Here is a 16,048-nt window from a genome sequence, read left to right as displayed (position 1 = left end):
TAAAAGGGGGATAAGCAAATTTTATGAATAAAAAAGAAATCGTAGCAATGATTCTAGCAGGGGGACAAGGATCAAGGTTAGGAGTTTTAACTAAGAAATTAGCCAAACCAGCAGTTCCATTTGGAGGAAAGTATAGAATTATAGATTTTCCACTTAGTAATTGTTCAAATTCTGGTATATATACAGTAGGGGTACTTACACAATATCAACCAATGGAATTACACACACATATAGGAATAGGAGATACATGGGATCTTGATAGAAGAAATGGAGGAGTTTCAATACTTCCACCTTATCAAGGAGAAAAAGGTGGGGATTGGTATAGAGGTACTGCTAATGCAATATATCAAAATATACCTTATGTAGATAGTTATGATCCAGAATATATACTTATATTATCAGGTGACCATATATACAAGATGGATTATGAGAAAATGTTAGAATTTCATAAAGAAAAAGGAGCAACAGCAACAATAGCAGTTCTAGAAGTTCCTATGGAGGAAACAAGTAGGTTTGGAATAATGAATACAAATGAAGATTTATCAATATATGAATTTGAAGAAAAGCCAGAGCATGCAAAGAGCAATAAAGCTTCAATGGGAATATATATATTTAATTGGAAAATATTAAAGGAATATTTGAAAGAAGATGAAAGAGATGATAGCTCAAGTAATGACTTTGGAAAGAACATAATACCTAATATGCTTAATGCTGGTGAAAAAATGTTTGCTTATCCATTTAAAGGATACTGGAAGGATGTTGGAACAATAGAAAGTCTTTGGGAAGCAAATATGGACCTTCTAAAAAAAGATTGTGAACTTGGACTTTATGATGATGAATGGAGAATATATTCAGTAAATCCTATAGCGCCTCCTCAATATATTGGGAAAGAAGCCAAAGTAACTAATTCTTTAGTTGTTGAAGGATGTCAGGTAGATGGAATAGTTGAAAATTCAATACTATTCCAAGGTGTTAAGGTTGAAAAAGGTGCAGTAGTTAAAAATTCAGTTATAATGCCTAATACAAAAGTAAGTATGTATAGTAAAGTTGAAAAAGCAATAATAGGTAGTGGTGTTGTTTTAGAAAAAGAAGTAATGGTTGGAAATAAGGATAAAATAGCTGTTATAGCATCAAAGGAAGAAATAAAAGAAGGAACAGTAGTAGAATAAGAAAAGGGGGGAATCAAAACTTGAAAAACTGTGTGGGAATAATAAATTTAGATGAAAATGAAAATAGAATGAAAGAATTAGTTGAAAGTAGACCACTTGCAGCTGTACCAATAGCAGGAAGATATAGAGTAGTTGATTTTATATTATCCAATATGACTAATTCAGGAATAGAAAATATAGGAATATTTACTAAAAATAAATCAAGATCATTAATGGATCATTTATTAAATGGTCGTCCTTGGGATTTAAATAGAAAAAGAGATGGACTTAGAGTTTTTAATTTTTGTGATGATGATCCTTCTTATGATGATGTTCATAGTTTTTGTAATAATTTAGAGTTTCTAAAACTTAGTAGAAAAGAATATGTTTTATTAGCTCCTTCATATATGATAGCTAATATAGACTTTAATAAGGTTATGGATTATCATAAAAATAATTTAAACGATATAACTGTAGTATATAAAAATACTAAGGAAGCTAAGCATAACTTTATCGACTGTGATGTTTTAAACTTATCAGAAGAAGGGAAAGTTTTAAGCATTGGAAAGAATATAGGTTCAGATAAAGAAGCTAGCATAAGTATGGAAATGTTCCTTATGAGAACAGATCTTTTTATAGATATAGTTCATGATTGTATTAAAAATGGTCATAATAGAAAAGTTAAAGATTATATAAAATATAATTTAGATAATTTGAATGTTAATGCTTATGAGTTTAAAGGATATTTAAAGTGTATAAATTCATTAGAAAGTTATTATAAATTTAGTAATGAGCTATTAGATAGAGAAGTAACTAATGAGTTATTTAGAGACAATAATTGTATTTATACAAAGACTAAAGATGAATCACCTACTATGTATGGAGAGAAAAGTGAAGTCAAAAATTCTATAGTAGCTAATGGATGCTATATAGAAGGAAAAGTTGAAAACTGTATAATCTCAAGAAGAGTTTATATAGGTGAGGGAACAGTACTAAAAAATTGTGTAATATTCCAAAATAGTAAAATTGGAGATAATGTAGAAATGGAAAATGCAATTACTGATAAGGGTGTTACAATTGTAGATGATAAAAAACTAATAGGAGATAAAGAAGTACCTTTAGTTATAAAGAAATCTTATTTAATATAGAGTTAACTTAAGCTATAAATACTTTTAAATAATAATAAGCTTTAGTATAATTAAATTTGGAAATTTATAGCTTAAGGGGACAAGGTATGAATCTTAAAAATAAGAAGAGGGTTTTTAATTTAATATTAGTAGTTATTTGGATGATATTTATATTTTATATGTCTTCCAGGGATGGGAATGAATCAACAAAGCAAAGTAATTTTGTAATGAATATATTGAATATTTTAGGTATTAATTTATCTAATAAATTTGGTGAATTTGCTTCTGTCATAATAAGAAAAGGAGCTCATATTACTGAATATGCAATACTTTGTATTTTATTATTTAATGTTTTAAAAGAAAATTTTGAAAATAAGAATAAAGCAATTCTATTTTCAATAATAGGAGTATTTTTATATGCCTGTACTGATGAATTTCATCAAACCTTTGTTCCAGGTAGGTCTGGACAATTTACTGATGTTCTTGTAGATACTTCAGGTGCCATACTTGCTTCATTGTTGATAAAAATAAAATATTATTTTAAATATAAAAATGAAAAGGAGCTATCTTTTTAAGATAACTCCTTTTATTTATTAAAAAAAAATTATTTTTGCATGTAATATAGTGACATAATAAAATAATTATGGTAAAATGTTTTTAATTTAAATACATATGTATTTGTTGGGGGAACATAAGTGTATTTATAAGTGAAAAGAAATAATTTTAAATATATAAACTAATAATCAGATAAATAAAAAACTAATAATAAAATAATATTATTATAAATAATAGGTTAATTAATTATTTTATAAAGTGATAGATTATTAAGTTTGTATTTGAGGGGGGATAATAATGAGTAAAAATCAAGGTAGTGTTGCAGAAGTTAAAAAGAAAAAAGGTATTCTTAATTTTATTGAAAGAGTAGGAAATGCTTTACCACACCCAGCTACTATATTTGTAATTTTATGTGCAATCATAATAATTGCATCAGATATAATGGCTAGGATGGGTGTTTCAGTTACATATGAAGGGCTTGATAGAGCTACAAATGAAATAACTAAAATGACTACTACAGTAAAAAGTCTTTTAACTAGAGAAGGTATAGTATTTATGTTTGAGTCTTCAGTAACAAACTTTACAAGCTTTGCACCACTTGGAACAGTTTTAGTAGCCATGCTTGGAGTTGGAGTTGCAGAAGGAACAGGACTTATAGGGGCTGTACTTAGAAAATTAGTTATAAGTACACCAAAAAGATTAATAACAGTAGTTGTTGTATTAGCAGGTGTTTTATCAAGCATAGCATCAGATGCTGGATATGTTGTATTAGTACCACTTGGAGCAATAGTATTCCTTAGTATGGGAAGACATCCAATGGCAGGTCTTTCAGCAGCTTTTGCAGGGGTATCAGGTGGATTTAGTGCAAACTTTATGTTTGGGCCTACAGATGCATTACTTGCAGGTATATCAACAGAAGCAGCTAAGATGCAAGATGTAACAAGAAGTGTTGGAGTAACAGATAACTGGTGGTTCTTAATAGCATCAACAATACTTATAACTATAATTGGTACATTTGTAACAGAAAAAATAGTAGAACCTAGATTAGGTGAATACAAAGGTGAAGAAAAAGTAGAAAAAGTAGATGGAATGAGTGATTCAGAAAAAAGAGGACTTAGATTTACAGGTATAGCTGCAATAATAGTAGCAATAATTCTAGGAATTTTAACAGTACCTTCTAATGCTATACTTAGAAATGCAGAAACAGGTTCACTAATAGATCATTCTCCATTAATGAATTCAATAGTAATAATAATAGCTTTAGTTTTCTTAGCTCTTGGAGTTGCATATGGAATAGGAGCAGGAAAAATAAAGAGTGATAAAGACGTTGTTCATGAAATGGGTAGAAGTATGTCTTCAATGGGTTCATATATAGTACTTGTATTTGTAGCATCACAATTTGTTAAATTCTTCGCTGAGTCAAATGTTGGAACAATCATAGCTGTAAAAGGTGCTGATTTCTTAAAAGGAGCTAATATAACAGGAATACCTTTAATAATAGGATTTATATTAGTAACAGCATTCATAAACTTATTTATGGGTTCAGCTTCAGCTAAATGGGCTATAATGGCACCAATATTTATTCCAATGCTTATGCAAATGGGATTTGCACCAGAATTTACTCAAATGGCATATAGAATAGGAGATTCAACAACAAATATAATCTCTCCGCTTATGACATACTTTGCTTTAATAGTTTCATTTGCAGAAAAGTATGATGAGAAATCAGGTATAGGAACTATGATATCAACAATGCTACCCTATTCTTTAGCTTTATTAATAGGATGGTCATTATTATTAATAGTATGGATGATATTTGGTTTACCTCTTGGACCTTCAGGGGTAATAGGAATATAATTATTTTTAGGAGTTATCGAAAATTCGATAGCTCCTTTTTATTTAATCCATTTATATAAAGATTAATTTTTAGTGGAGTATTATATTAATAAGCCATTCACTTAATATATATACTTATAAAAAGATTTTTGATATTATTTTTTTATTTAATGAAAAAAGCTTTAAAAAGTGTATATATATTAAGTGAAACTATATAATTTTATTGTTTAAAAAGAAAAACAGAACCTTGTGTATCAATATTTAAAAAAAGGAGTATTTTTAAATAAAATAAAGAAAGATAGGTGAAATAGTAAAAAAATATATTATTAAAATGCAGAGTAACTATACCTATATGATACAATTTAATACGTTGTCAGGGGAACACAGCAAGTGCGAAGTTCAAATGACAAACTTTTTAAAATAACAACATGAAATTTTGAAAATAAATTTCAAAAAAGTATTGACAGATTATTTTAAAAATGATAATATGTAGAAGTTGCTTAACANAAATATATTACTTGAAAGTTATAGACAATATTTAAATGGTACAAGTTTAGATATGGGGATATTTAAAGATAATAAGCTAATAGGTAAGATAAAACTTTCAAATATAGTTTACGGAGTATTTAAGAGTGCTTTTGTAGGATATGGAATAGATAAGAATCAACAAGGTAAAGGATATATGAAAGAAGCACTAAAGTTAATTTGTGATTATGCCTTTGATACTATGGGACTACATAGAATAGAAGCATCTACACTTTTAGATAATGAAAGATCAAAATGTGTTTTAAAAGCATGTGGATTTGAAGAGGTAGGAATAAATCGTAAGTATTTATTTATAAATGGGCAGTGGAGAGATCACATTACATTTTATAGAATAGCTTAAAATTGTATTTAAGGAGGAATAAAATAGTGTCTTCAACAATAATAAAAACAAAATTAGAAACTTATAAAGAATTATTAGGCAAAATAGACAGAGGAGGAAATTGGCCAATGATAGTAGTAGATGGAGTAGTAGGAGTAGGTAAAAGTACATTAATGAATATATTAGCAGAGAGAGGGTTAACAGCTTTTGCAGAACCGGTAGTAGATAACCCAATCTTAGAAAAGTTCTATTATGATAGAGCAAGATATGCATTCCCATTACAAGTATTTTTCTTAAATAAAAGATTTAAGCATATAAAAGAAGCATCAGCTATTGATGGATGTGTTTTAGATAGAAGTATATATGGAGATGTTATATTTGCTAAAATGCTTTGTGATAAAGGTGAAATGAGTGTAGAAGAATATGAACTATACAAAGAACTTTTAGAAAATATGTTAGAACATGTTAAAGCTCCAAAACTTATGGTTTACTTAGAAGTATCAGTAGATGAAGCTATGAGAAGAATCAAAAAAAGAGGAAGAGACTATGAACAAGTAGTTGAAAGAGCTTACTGGGAAGAATTAAATAATGAATACAAAACATATTTTGAAGCTTATGATATATCACCAATATTAAAGATAAATGTAGATGGCTTAGACTTTGAAAATGTTGAAGAACACAGAAATCAAGTTTTAGCATTAATAGACGCAAAACTTGCAGAAATAGATGCTGCAAACAATAAATAGAAGTTTACATATATAACTTAAGAAAAGGAGTATGCTTAATGATAGTAATAGATGGCGTTGTAGGAGTAGGAAAAAGTACTCTAATGAGTATATTAGCAAAACGAGGGGATTTAAAAGAATTTGCAGAACCGGTAGTAGATAATCCTATTCTACCTAAGTTCTACTATGATAGAGCAAGATATGCATTTCCATCACAAGTATTCTTCTTAAATAGTAGATTTAAGCATTTAAAAGAAGCTTCAAAAATAGAAGGATGTATATTAGATAGAAGTATATATGGAGATGCAATATTCGCAAAAATGTTATGTGAAAGTGGAGATATGACAAAAGAAGAGTTTGCACTATATGAAGAACTTTTAGAGAATATGGTAAATCATATTAAGACTCCTAAGTTAATGATATATTTAGAAGTATCAGTAGATGAAGCTATGAGAAGAATTAAAAAAAGAGGAAGAGATTATGAACAAGTAGTAGAAAGAGAATATTGGGAAGAATTAAATAAGCAATATAAATCATACTTTGATGATTATAATCTTTCTCCTATATTAAAAATAAATGTTGATAACTTAGATTTTGAAAATAATATAGAAGATCAAAAGAAAGTATTAGCATTAATAGATGAAAAGTTAGCAGAGATAAATTAAAGCTCTATTACAAAAAAGAACTATCTACCTAAGAGATAGTTCTTTTTTTATACATTAAATAGCTTAACATCAGAGTATATATTATAAATAGTAATTATAGAGTTATTATTTTAAATATATAATTAAAGATTACATATTATTAAGTATTTTATAAAGTGAAAGTAAAATTATTAATTTATGTATATATTATTTAGTAGGAGTTTTATAAAAATGTTAATTGGAAAGAAAATAATTATAGAGTAATTAAGAGTGTATTAACAGGGGGATAGTTATATGAATATAGATAATTAATAGATAGTTAAAAGGAGAGAGTATTTAATTATATATAGTGAAATATCATAATATACTAATGGAGAAGAGATAAAATATATCTATCTAGCCTAGTGTATCAGGTATAGAAAAAGAAAAATATCAAGAGAATTTAAAAGAATTATTAACATAATTCTTTTAAATTAAATTAAATATATTATTAAAAAGGAATGAACGTGATAAAATAAATATTGTCATTACGAGCTAACAAACAGCTTCGCAAAATAAAATGTCGAAAGCTGTTGACAAGTTTATTTAATGATGATAACATATAGAAGTTGCCTAACAGCAATAACTTAAAAGGTCTTTGAAAATTAAACAGAAGAAATTAAGTAAACCAGCAATTCTTTTTATGTTTTAAGCTTAAGATTAAACTTTTAAATTGAGAGTTTGATCCTGGCTCAGGATGAACGCTGGCGGCGTGCCTAACACATGCAAGTCGAGCGATGAAGTTTCCTTCGGGGAACAGATTAGCGGCGGACGGGTGAGTAACACGTGGGTAACCTGCCTCATAGAGGGGAATAGCCTTCCGAAAGGAAGATTAATACCGCATAATATTATCGAGTGGCATCACTTGATAATCAAAGGAGCAATCCGCTATGAGATGGACCCGCGTCGCATTAGTTAGTTGGTGGGGTAACGGCCTACCAAGACGACGATGCGTAGCCGACCTGAGAGGGTGATCGGCCACATTGGGACTGAGACACGGCCCAGACTCCTACGGGAGGCAGCAGTGGGGAATATTGCACAATGGAGGAAACTCTGATGCAGCAACGCCGCGTGAGCGATGAAGGTCTTCGGATCGTAAAGCTCTGTCTTTAGGGATGATAATGACAGTACCTAAGGAGGAAGCCACGGCTAACTACGTGCCAGCAGCCGCGGTAATACGTAGGTGGCGAGCGTTATCCGGATTTATTGGGCGTAAAGGGAGCGTAGGCGGATACTTAAGTGGGATGTGAAATACTTGGGCTCAACCCGAGTACTGCATTCCAAACTGAGTATCTAGAGTGCAGGAGAGGAGAGTGGAATTCCTAGTGTAGCGGTGAAATGCGTAGAGATTAGGAAGAACACCAGTGGCGAAGGCGACTCTCTGGACTGTAACTGACGCTGAGGCTCGAAAGCGTGGGGAGCGAACAGGATTAGATACCCTGGTAGTCCACGCCGTAAACGATGAATACTAGGTGTAGGGGTTTCGATACCTCTGTGCCGCCGCTAACGCATTAAGTATTCCGCCTGGGGAGTACGGTCGCAAGATTAAAACTCAAAGGAATTGACGGGGACCCGCACAAGCAGCGGAGCATGTGGTTTAATTCGAAGCAACGCGAAGAACCTTACCTACACTTGACATCCCTTGCATTACCCTTAATCGGGGAAATCTCTTCGGAGACAAGGTGACAGGTGGTGCATGGTTGTCGTCAGCTCGTGTCGTGAGATGTTGGGTTAAGTCCCGCAACGAGCGCAACCCCTATTGTTAGTTGCTACCATTAAGTTGAGCACTCTAGCGAGACTGCCTGGGTTAACCAGGAGGAAGGTGGGGACGACGTCAAATCATCATGCCCCTTATGTGTAGGGCTACACACGTGCTACAATGGCAGGTACAGAGAGACGCAAGACCGTGAGGTGGAGCAAATCCCACAAAACCTGTCCCAGTTCGGATTGAAGGCTGAAACTCGCCTTCATGAAGCCGGAGTTGCTAGTAATCGCGAATCAGAATGTCGCGGTGAATACGTTCCCGGGTCTTGTACACACCGCCCGTCACACCATGAGAGTTGGCAATACCCAACGTCCGTGAGCTAACCGCAAGGAGGCAGCGGCCTAAGGTAGGGTCAGCGATTGGGGTGAAGTCGTAACAAGGTAGCCGTAGGAGAACCTGCGGCTGGATCACCTCCTTTCTAAGGAATTAACTTTCTAGGATAACTAGAAAGACAAAAAATAAAAGCAAAAAGAATGCTACTTAATTCTCTGTTTAATTTTGAGAAACCTTTTGGTTACTCAAAATTGTTCTTTGAAAATTACACATATATATAATGAAGCCGAATTAGTTGAAAAACTAATTTAAATATAATTCTTTGTAAATTTACGAGATATAAAAATAATCCGTAATTGACTAATAGGTCAAGCTACAAAGGGCGTACGGTGAATGCCTTGGCATCAAGAGCCGATGAAGGACGTGATAAGCTGCGATAAGCTTCGGGTAGGCGCAAATAGCCTGAGATCCGGAGATCTCCGAATGAGGAAACTCACATGGGTAACCCCATGTATCCTTAAGTGAATACATAGCTTAAGGAGGGAACACCTAGGGAACTGAAACATCTAAGTACCTAGAGGAAGAGAAAGAAAAATCGATTTTCTTAGTAGCGGCGAGCGAAAAGGAAAGAGTCCAAACCAGAAACTTGTTTCTGGGGTTGAGGATATAACATCAAAGTTAAGAGTTTGTAACCGAAGAGAGTTGGAAAGCTCTACCGTAGGAGGTAATAGTCCTGTAGGTTAAACGAACAAATAACGAGTTATAATCCAGAGTACCACGAGACACGAGGAACCTTGTGGGAAGCAGGGAGGACCACCTCCCAAGACTAAATACTACTTGATGACCGATAGTGAAGCAGTACCGTGAGGGAAAGGTGAAAAGAACCCCGGGAGGGGAGTGAAATAGAACCTGAAACCGTATGTCCACAACCGATCAAAGCGCCTTATGAGCGCGATGATGTGCTTTTTGTAGAACGAGCCAACGAGTTACGGTATGTAGCGAGGTTAAGTACTTAAGGTACGGAGCCGAAGGGAAACCAAGTCTGAATAGGGCGACTAGTTGCATGCCGTAGACCCGAAACCGGGTGACCTATCCATGAGCAGGTTGAAGCGAAGGTAAAACTTCGTGGAGGACCGAACCACGTTACTGTTGAAAAAGTATGGGATGACTTGTGGATAGCGGAGAAATTCCAATCGAACTCGGATATAGCTGGTTCTCCCCGAAATAGCTTTAGGGCTAGCGTCGGAACATTGAGTAATGGAGGTAGAGCACTGAATGGGCTAGGGGGCATAGCGCTTACCGAACCTTATCAAACTCCGAATGCCATATACTTTTACTCCGGCAGTCAGACTGTGAATGATAAGATCCATGGTCGAAAGGGAAACAGCCCAGATCGTCAGCTAAGGTCCCAAAGTGTAAGTTAAGTGGAAAAGGATGTGGGATTTCTAAGACAACTAGGATGTTGGCTCAGAAGCAGCCACTCATTTAAAGAGTGCGTAATAGCTCACTAGTCAAGAGATCCTGCGCCGAAAATGTTCGGGGCTAAAACTTACCACCGAAGCTACGGAATTGAATTTATTCAATTGGTAGGGGAGCGTCGTAATCGGGCTGAAGTCGTACCGTAAGGAGCGGTGGACTGATTACGAGTGAGAATGTTGGCATTAGTAGCGAGATGTGGGTGAGAATCCCACAGGCCGAAAACCCAAGGTTTCCTCAGGAAGGCTCGTCCGCTGAGGGTTAGTCGGGACCTAAGCTGAGGCCGAAAGGCGTAAGCGATGGACAACTGGTTGATATTCCAGTACCACTACAATCGTTATTATCGATGGTGTGACGCAGGAAGATAGGATGTGCTAGCTGTTGGATATGCTAGTCTAAGCGTTTAGGGAGTCATGGTAGGCAAATCCGCCATGGCAATTCTGAGGCGTGATGGGGAAGGTTCTACGGAACCGAAGTATCTGATTCTACGCTGCCGAGAAAAGCATCTAGAGAGAGAAGTAGTGCCCGTACCGCAAACCGACACAGGTAGGTGAGGAGAGAATCCTAAGGCCGGCGGATGAATCACAGTTAAGGAACTCGGCAAATTGACCCCGTAACTTCGGGAGAAGGGGTGCCTACGAGAGTAGGCCGCAGAGAATAGGCCCAATCAACTGTTTAGCAAAAACACAGGTCTCTGCTAAAGCGTAAGCTGATGTATAGGGGCTGACGCCTGCCCGGTGCTGGAAGGTTAAGGGGAATGCTTAGCGCAAGCGAAGGTATGAACTTAAGCCCCAGTAAACGGCGGCCGTAACTATAACGGTCCTAAGGTAGCGAAATTCCTTGTCAGGTAAGTTCTGACCCGCACGAATGGCGTAATGAATTGGGCACTGTCTCAACTGTGAATCCGGCGAAGTTGTAGTACGAGTGAAGATGCTCGTTACCCGCGATTGGACGGAAAGACCCCGTAGAGCTTTACTGTAGCTTAGCATTGAATTTTGGTATTGTCTGTACAGGATAGGTGGGAGACTGAGAAACTAGGTCGTCAGACTTAGTGGAGTCGTCCTTGGGATACCACCCTGACATTACTGAAGTTCTAACTGGCGGCCATGAATCTGGTCACAGGACATTGTTAGGTGGGCAGTTTGACTGGGGCGGTCGCCTCCTAAAAAGTAACGGAGGCGCCCAAAGGTTCCCTCAGAACGGTCGGAAATCGTTCGTAGAGTGCAAAGGCATAAGGGAGCCTGACTGCGAGACATACAGGTCGAGCAGGGACGAAAGTCGGGCTTAGTGATCCGGTGGTACCTCGTGGGAGGGCCATCGCTCAACGGATAAAAGCTACCTCGGGGATAACAGGCTGATCTCCCCCAAGAGTTCACATCGACGGGGAGGTTTGGCACCTCGATGTCGGCTCGTCGCATCCTGGGGCTGAAGTAGGTCCCAAGGGTTGGGCTGTTCGCCCATTAAAGCGGCACGCGAGCTGGGTTCAGAACGTCGTGAGACAGTTCGGTCCCTATCCGTCGCGGGCGTAGGAAATTTGAGAGGAGCTGTCCTTAGTACGAGAGGACCGGGATGGACTGACCTCTGGTGCACCAGTTGTTCTGCCAAGAGCATAGCTGGGTAGCTAAGTCGGGAAGGGATAAATACTGAAAGCATCTAAGTATGAAGCCCCCCTCAAGATGAGATTTCCCATAGCGTAAGCTAGTAAGTTCCCTTCGAGAACAGGAGGTTGATAGGTCAGAGGTGTACGCATGGTAACATGTTTAGCTGACTGATACTAATAGAACGAGGGCTTGACCAAAAAGAAAAAGGCAAATATATATGTGTAATTTTTAGAGAATAATTTCTCAAAAATCTGGTGATGATGCTCTTTAAGGTAACACCCGTTCCCATTCCGAACACGAAGGTTAAGCTTTTAGAGGCCGATGGTACTGCACGGGCAGCTGTGTGGGAGAGTAGGTGGTTGCCAGGTCCTAATCCGGAATAGCTCAATGGTGGAGCAATCGGCTGTTAACCGAGAGGTTGTGGGTTCGAGTCCCACTTCTGGAGCCAAAATCTAGTGTCGATACTCTTTAGGGTAACACCCGTTCCCATTCCGAACACGAAGGTTAAGCCTTTAGAGGCCGATGGTACTGCACGGGCAGCTGTGTGGGAGAGTAGGTGGGTGCTAGGTACTCAGAAGTACAGAAAAAGACTAAGTTGAATCTTAGTCTTTTTTTATTATATATAAAGTTAATCATATATAATAAGGATGAAAAAAGCCAAATATATAAGTATAAAAATTAATAGTACAGTAACTTAGTTGAAGAATAAAAAAGAATGTATCTTTGGTACATTCTTTTTTATATTTTATAAGAATTAATTTTAAATTATAGATTATATTAATATTAATAAATTCTTTAAATAGGGAAATTATAAATAGTGTTAAAAAACAATAAAAAAATTAAATAAATATGTTGACAGATTTAATTAATAAGAGTATATTATATTTATAGTCACCCCTACCCTAGGGGGGTAGGGGTTAAAGAGGTGTTATTAATGAATGATGATAAAAAGAAAGCAATACTTTTATTAAAGACTGCAAGAGGTCAGATAGATGGAATTATAAAAATGATCGAAGATGAGAGATATTGTGTTGATATTTCAAATCAAATAACAGCAGTTCAATCATTGGTGAAAAAAGCGAATAAGCATATTTTAACTCAACATTTATTTAGTTGTGTAGATACCGCTTTTGATAATCCAGATGAAAAAGTAGAGAAGATTAAAGAACTTAATGATGTTTTTACTAAGCTTTTAGATAAATAAAAAGCAAGAGAACAAAAGAAAATTTAGAAGGTGAATTAAGATGGAAGAAAAGTTACTTAAAGTAACCGGCATGACTTGTGCATCTTGTTCTGCAGCTATAGAGAGGGCTGTCTCTAAAATGGATGGTGTTGAAGTAGCTTCAGTAAACTTGGTCGCTGAAGAGTTAAAAGTCGTTTATGATAAAGATAAAGTCAATCTTGAAAAGATTAGACAAAAAGTTGAGAAAATAGGATATGGAGTAGAAAATAAAAATGCAGTTAAAGAAACTTATGTTGTAGAAGGTATGAGTTGTGCTTCATGTGCTGCTTCAATAGAAAAGGTCCTTAATAAAATGGATGGGATTGAAAGTGCAAGTGTAAACTTTGCTACTGAGACTGTAAGTATTGCTTATGACTCAGATAAAATATCTTTTGACGATATGGAAAAGAAAGTTGAAAAGATAGGTTATAAGTTTAAGAAAGAAGAAAAGGCAGTTAGCTTTAAAGTTGAAGGTATGAGCTGTGCAGCTTGTGCAGCATCTATTGAAAGAACTTTAAAGAAGATGGATGGAGTTGAAAATCCTGTAGTTAACTTTGCAGCTGAAACTCTAACTTTCTCTTATGATGCAGATAAAGTTAGAATAGCAGATATTAAGGCTAAGCTTGGAAAGCTTGATTTTACTCTTGTTGATATTTCAGATGGAAATGAAGAAGTTGAAGATGATAAGAATAGTGAATATATATTTACTAGAAATAGATTAATTTGGACTGCAATATTTGCACTACCAGTATTTATAATATCAATGGGTGACATGATGGGGTTAAAATTACCAAGTTGGCTTGCAGCTGACAGTGCACCACTTACTTTTGCAACAGTACAATTTATACTTACATCTATAGTATTCTATTTTGGAAGAAGTTACTTCAAAGTTGGTATTAAGAGTTTATTTGCAGGAAGCCCTAATATGGATACATTAATTTCTATGGGTTCAGGAGCTGCTTATCTTTATGGTATATTTGGAATTTTCAAAATAGCAACAGGAACACCTAATTATGTTCATCAATTATATTTTGAATCAGCAGCTACAATTATTGCACTTATAAGTTTAGGTAAATTCTTAGAAACAATTGCTAAAGGTAAGACATCAGATGCTATTAAAAAGCTTATGGGTCTTGCACCAAAGACAGCTACTATTTTAGTAGATGGAAAAGAGCAAGTTGTATCAGTAGATGATGTTAGAACTGGTGATTTAATAGTTGTTAAACCAGGTGAAAAGCTTCCAGTTGATGGTGAAATTGTTGAAGGTACAACATCTGTAGAAGAAAGTATGTTAACTGGTGAAAGTATTCCAGTTGAAAAGAAAATTGGAGATTCTGTTTTTGGAGCAAGTATAAATAAAAATGGAAGAATTGTTTATAAAGCTACTAAGGTAGGTAAAGATACTGTTATTTCTCAAATTGTTAAGCTTGTTAAGGATGCTCAAGGATCAAAAGCTCCTATTGCTAGAACAGCAGATATAATTGCTGGATATTTTGTACCAACAGTTATTGGTATAGCTATAATCTCAAGTATATTCTGGGGATTTGATGGTCAAGACTTAGAATTTGTTCTTACAATCTTTATTTCAATACTTGTTATTGCATGTCCTTGTGCTTTAGGTCTTGCAACACCAACTGCTATTATGGTTGGTACAGGTAAAGGAGCAGAAAATGGTGTATTAATCAAAGGTGGAGAAGCTTTAGAAGGTACACAAGCAATTCAAACAATTGTATTTGATAAGACAGGTACATTAACACAAGGTAAACCAGTTGTTACAGATATAATTACAGAAGGCTATGATAAAGATGAAATCCTTGCAATAGCAGCTGCAGCTGAAAAGGGTTCAGAACACCCACTTGGAGAAGCTATTGTAAATTCAGCAGAAGAAAAAGGATTAGTACTTAAGACATTAGAAGACTTTAAAGCTATCCCAGGTAAAGGTATAGAAGTTAAGGTTGACTCAAAAGATATATTCTTAGGAAATAAGAAACTTGTTGTTGAACAAGGAGTTGCTATTTCAAAGAAATTTGAAGATGAATCAAATAGACTTGCTACTCAAGGTAAGACACCTATGTACATGATCATAAATTCAAAACTTGAAGCTATAATAGCTGTTGCTGATACAGTTAAACCAACAAGTAAACAAGCAGTTAAGAAGCTTCGTGAAATGGGAATTGAAGTTGTTATGCTTACAGGTGATAATAAGAAGACAGCAGAAGCTATTGCTAAAGACTTAGGTATAGATAGAGTTGTTGCTGAAGTATTACCACATGAAAAAGCAGCTAAAGTTAAAGAATTACAAGCAGAAGGTAAGAAAGTTGCTATGGTTGGAGATGGAGTTAATGATGCACCAGCACTTGCAATAGCAGATATCGGAATGGCTATAGGATCAGGTACAGACATAGCTATGGAATCAGCAGACATAGTTCTTATGAGAAGTGATATTATGGATGTAATTGGAGCAATTCAATTAAGTAAGAAAACAATGAATAATATTAAGTTAGGATTATTCTGGGGACTTGTATTTAATATAATAGGTATTCCAATAGCAATGGGTGTTCTAAAATTATTTGGTGGACCATTACTAAATCCTATGATTGGAGCTCTTGCTATGAGTTTTAGTTCAGTAACTGTATTATTAAATGCTTTAAGACTTAAATTATTTAAACCAAAATACAATTAATAATATAAATTAATAAAGATAATAATATAAACAATAATCTTAAGGTATATTAGCCTAAGGTTAATATACCTTAATTTATATACATGCCA

Annotated in this window: 8 protein-coding genes, 1 tRNA gene, 4 rRNA genes and 1 pseudogene; all 14 read left to right on the top strand. The window is 35.0% G+C overall.

Annotated features, from left to right (window positions below; translation table 11 throughout):
• Positions 1 to 23 precede the first annotated feature (23 nt).
• The 14 genes and pseudogenes from BN8917_RS13835 (at position 24) to BN8917_RS13770 (ending at position 15,959) form a co-directional block, all read left to right on the top strand.
• Positions 24 to 1,169 carry a glucose-1-phosphate adenylyltransferase gene (locus BN8917_RS13835; protein ID WP_066875313.1) on the top strand — a complete coding sequence of 382 codons (1,146 nt, stop codon included), beginning with the start codon at positions 24 to 26 and terminating at the stop codon, positions 1,167 to 1,169.
• 20 nt (positions 1,170 to 1,189) lie between these two features.
• On the top strand, positions 1,190 to 2,296 hold the full coding sequence (gene glgD / locus BN8917_RS13830) for a glucose-1-phosphate adenylyltransferase subunit GlgD (protein ID WP_066875311.1): 1,107 nt from the start codon (positions 1,190 to 1,192) through the stop codon (positions 2,294 to 2,296).
• 86 nt (positions 2,297 to 2,382) lie between these two features.
• Positions 2,383 to 2,850 (top strand): VanZ family protein, encoded by a 468-nt coding sequence (locus BN8917_RS13825; protein ID WP_066875309.1) that lies wholly within the window; start codon positions 2,383 to 2,385, stop codon positions 2,848 to 2,850.
• Between the two features lie 277 nt (positions 2,851 to 3,127).
• Positions 3,128 to 4,687 (top strand): AbgT family transporter, encoded by a 1,560-nt coding sequence (locus BN8917_RS13820; RefSeq protein ID WP_066875308.1) that lies wholly within the window; start codon positions 3,128 to 3,130, stop codon positions 4,685 to 4,687.
• 490 nt (positions 4,688 to 5,177) lie between these two features.
• Positions 5,178 to 5,552, top strand: a pseudogene (locus BN8917_RS13815) (GNAT family N-acetyltransferase); the annotation flags it as partial.
• A 107-nt stretch (positions 5,553 to 5,659) separates the two neighbouring features.
• The gene (locus tag BN8917_RS13810; protein WP_066875343.1) at positions 5,660 to 6,277 is read left to right on the top strand and encodes a deoxynucleoside kinase; all 618 of its coding nucleotides are present in this window, start codon (positions 5,660 to 5,662) and stop codon (positions 6,275 to 6,277) included.
• A gap of 38 nt (positions 6,278 to 6,315) precedes the next feature.
• Positions 6,316 to 6,921, top strand: a complete 606-nt coding sequence (locus BN8917_RS13805) for a deoxynucleoside kinase (RefSeq protein WP_066869978.1) — start codon at positions 6,316 to 6,318, stop codon at positions 6,919 to 6,921.
• Between the two features lie 687 nt (positions 6,922 to 7,608).
• Positions 7,609 to 9,122 (top strand): 16S ribosomal RNA (locus BN8917_RS13800).
• Between the two features lie 221 nt (positions 9,123 to 9,343).
• A 23S ribosomal RNA gene (locus BN8917_RS13795) occupies positions 9,344 to 12,251 on the top strand.
• Between the two features lie 53 nt (positions 12,252 to 12,304).
• Positions 12,305 to 12,422 (top strand): 5S ribosomal RNA (gene rrf, locus BN8917_RS13790).
• Between the two features lie 5 nt (positions 12,423 to 12,427).
• Positions 12,428 to 12,502 (top strand) — tRNA-Asn (locus BN8917_RS13785).
• Positions 12,503 to 12,505: 3 nt separating this feature from the next.
• Positions 12,506 to 12,623, top strand: a 5S ribosomal RNA gene (gene rrf, locus BN8917_RS13780).
• The 16S, 23S and 5S rRNA genes sit together here with 1 tRNA gene alongside, the layout of an rRNA operon.
• A gap of 365 nt (positions 12,624 to 12,988) precedes the next feature.
• On the top strand, positions 12,989 to 13,258 hold the full coding sequence (locus tag BN8917_RS13775) for a metal-sensing transcriptional repressor (protein WP_066875306.1): 270 nt from the start codon (positions 12,989 to 12,991) through the stop codon (positions 13,256 to 13,258).
• 40 nt (positions 13,259 to 13,298) lie between these two features.
• Entirely contained in the window at positions 13,299 to 15,959 is a 2,661-nt protein-coding gene (locus BN8917_RS13770; protein WP_066875304.1) for a heavy metal translocating P-type ATPase, read from the top strand.
• Positions 15,960 to 16,048: the final 89 nt, after the last annotated feature.

The sequence above is a fragment of the Clostridium mediterraneense genome (assembly GCF_900091705.1).
GTDB lineage: Bacteria > Bacillota > Clostridia > Clostridiales > Clostridiaceae > Sarcina > Sarcina mediterraneense.
Note: the sequence above shows the minus strand (reverse complement) of the source record. Positions and strands in the feature narration are given on the sequence as shown.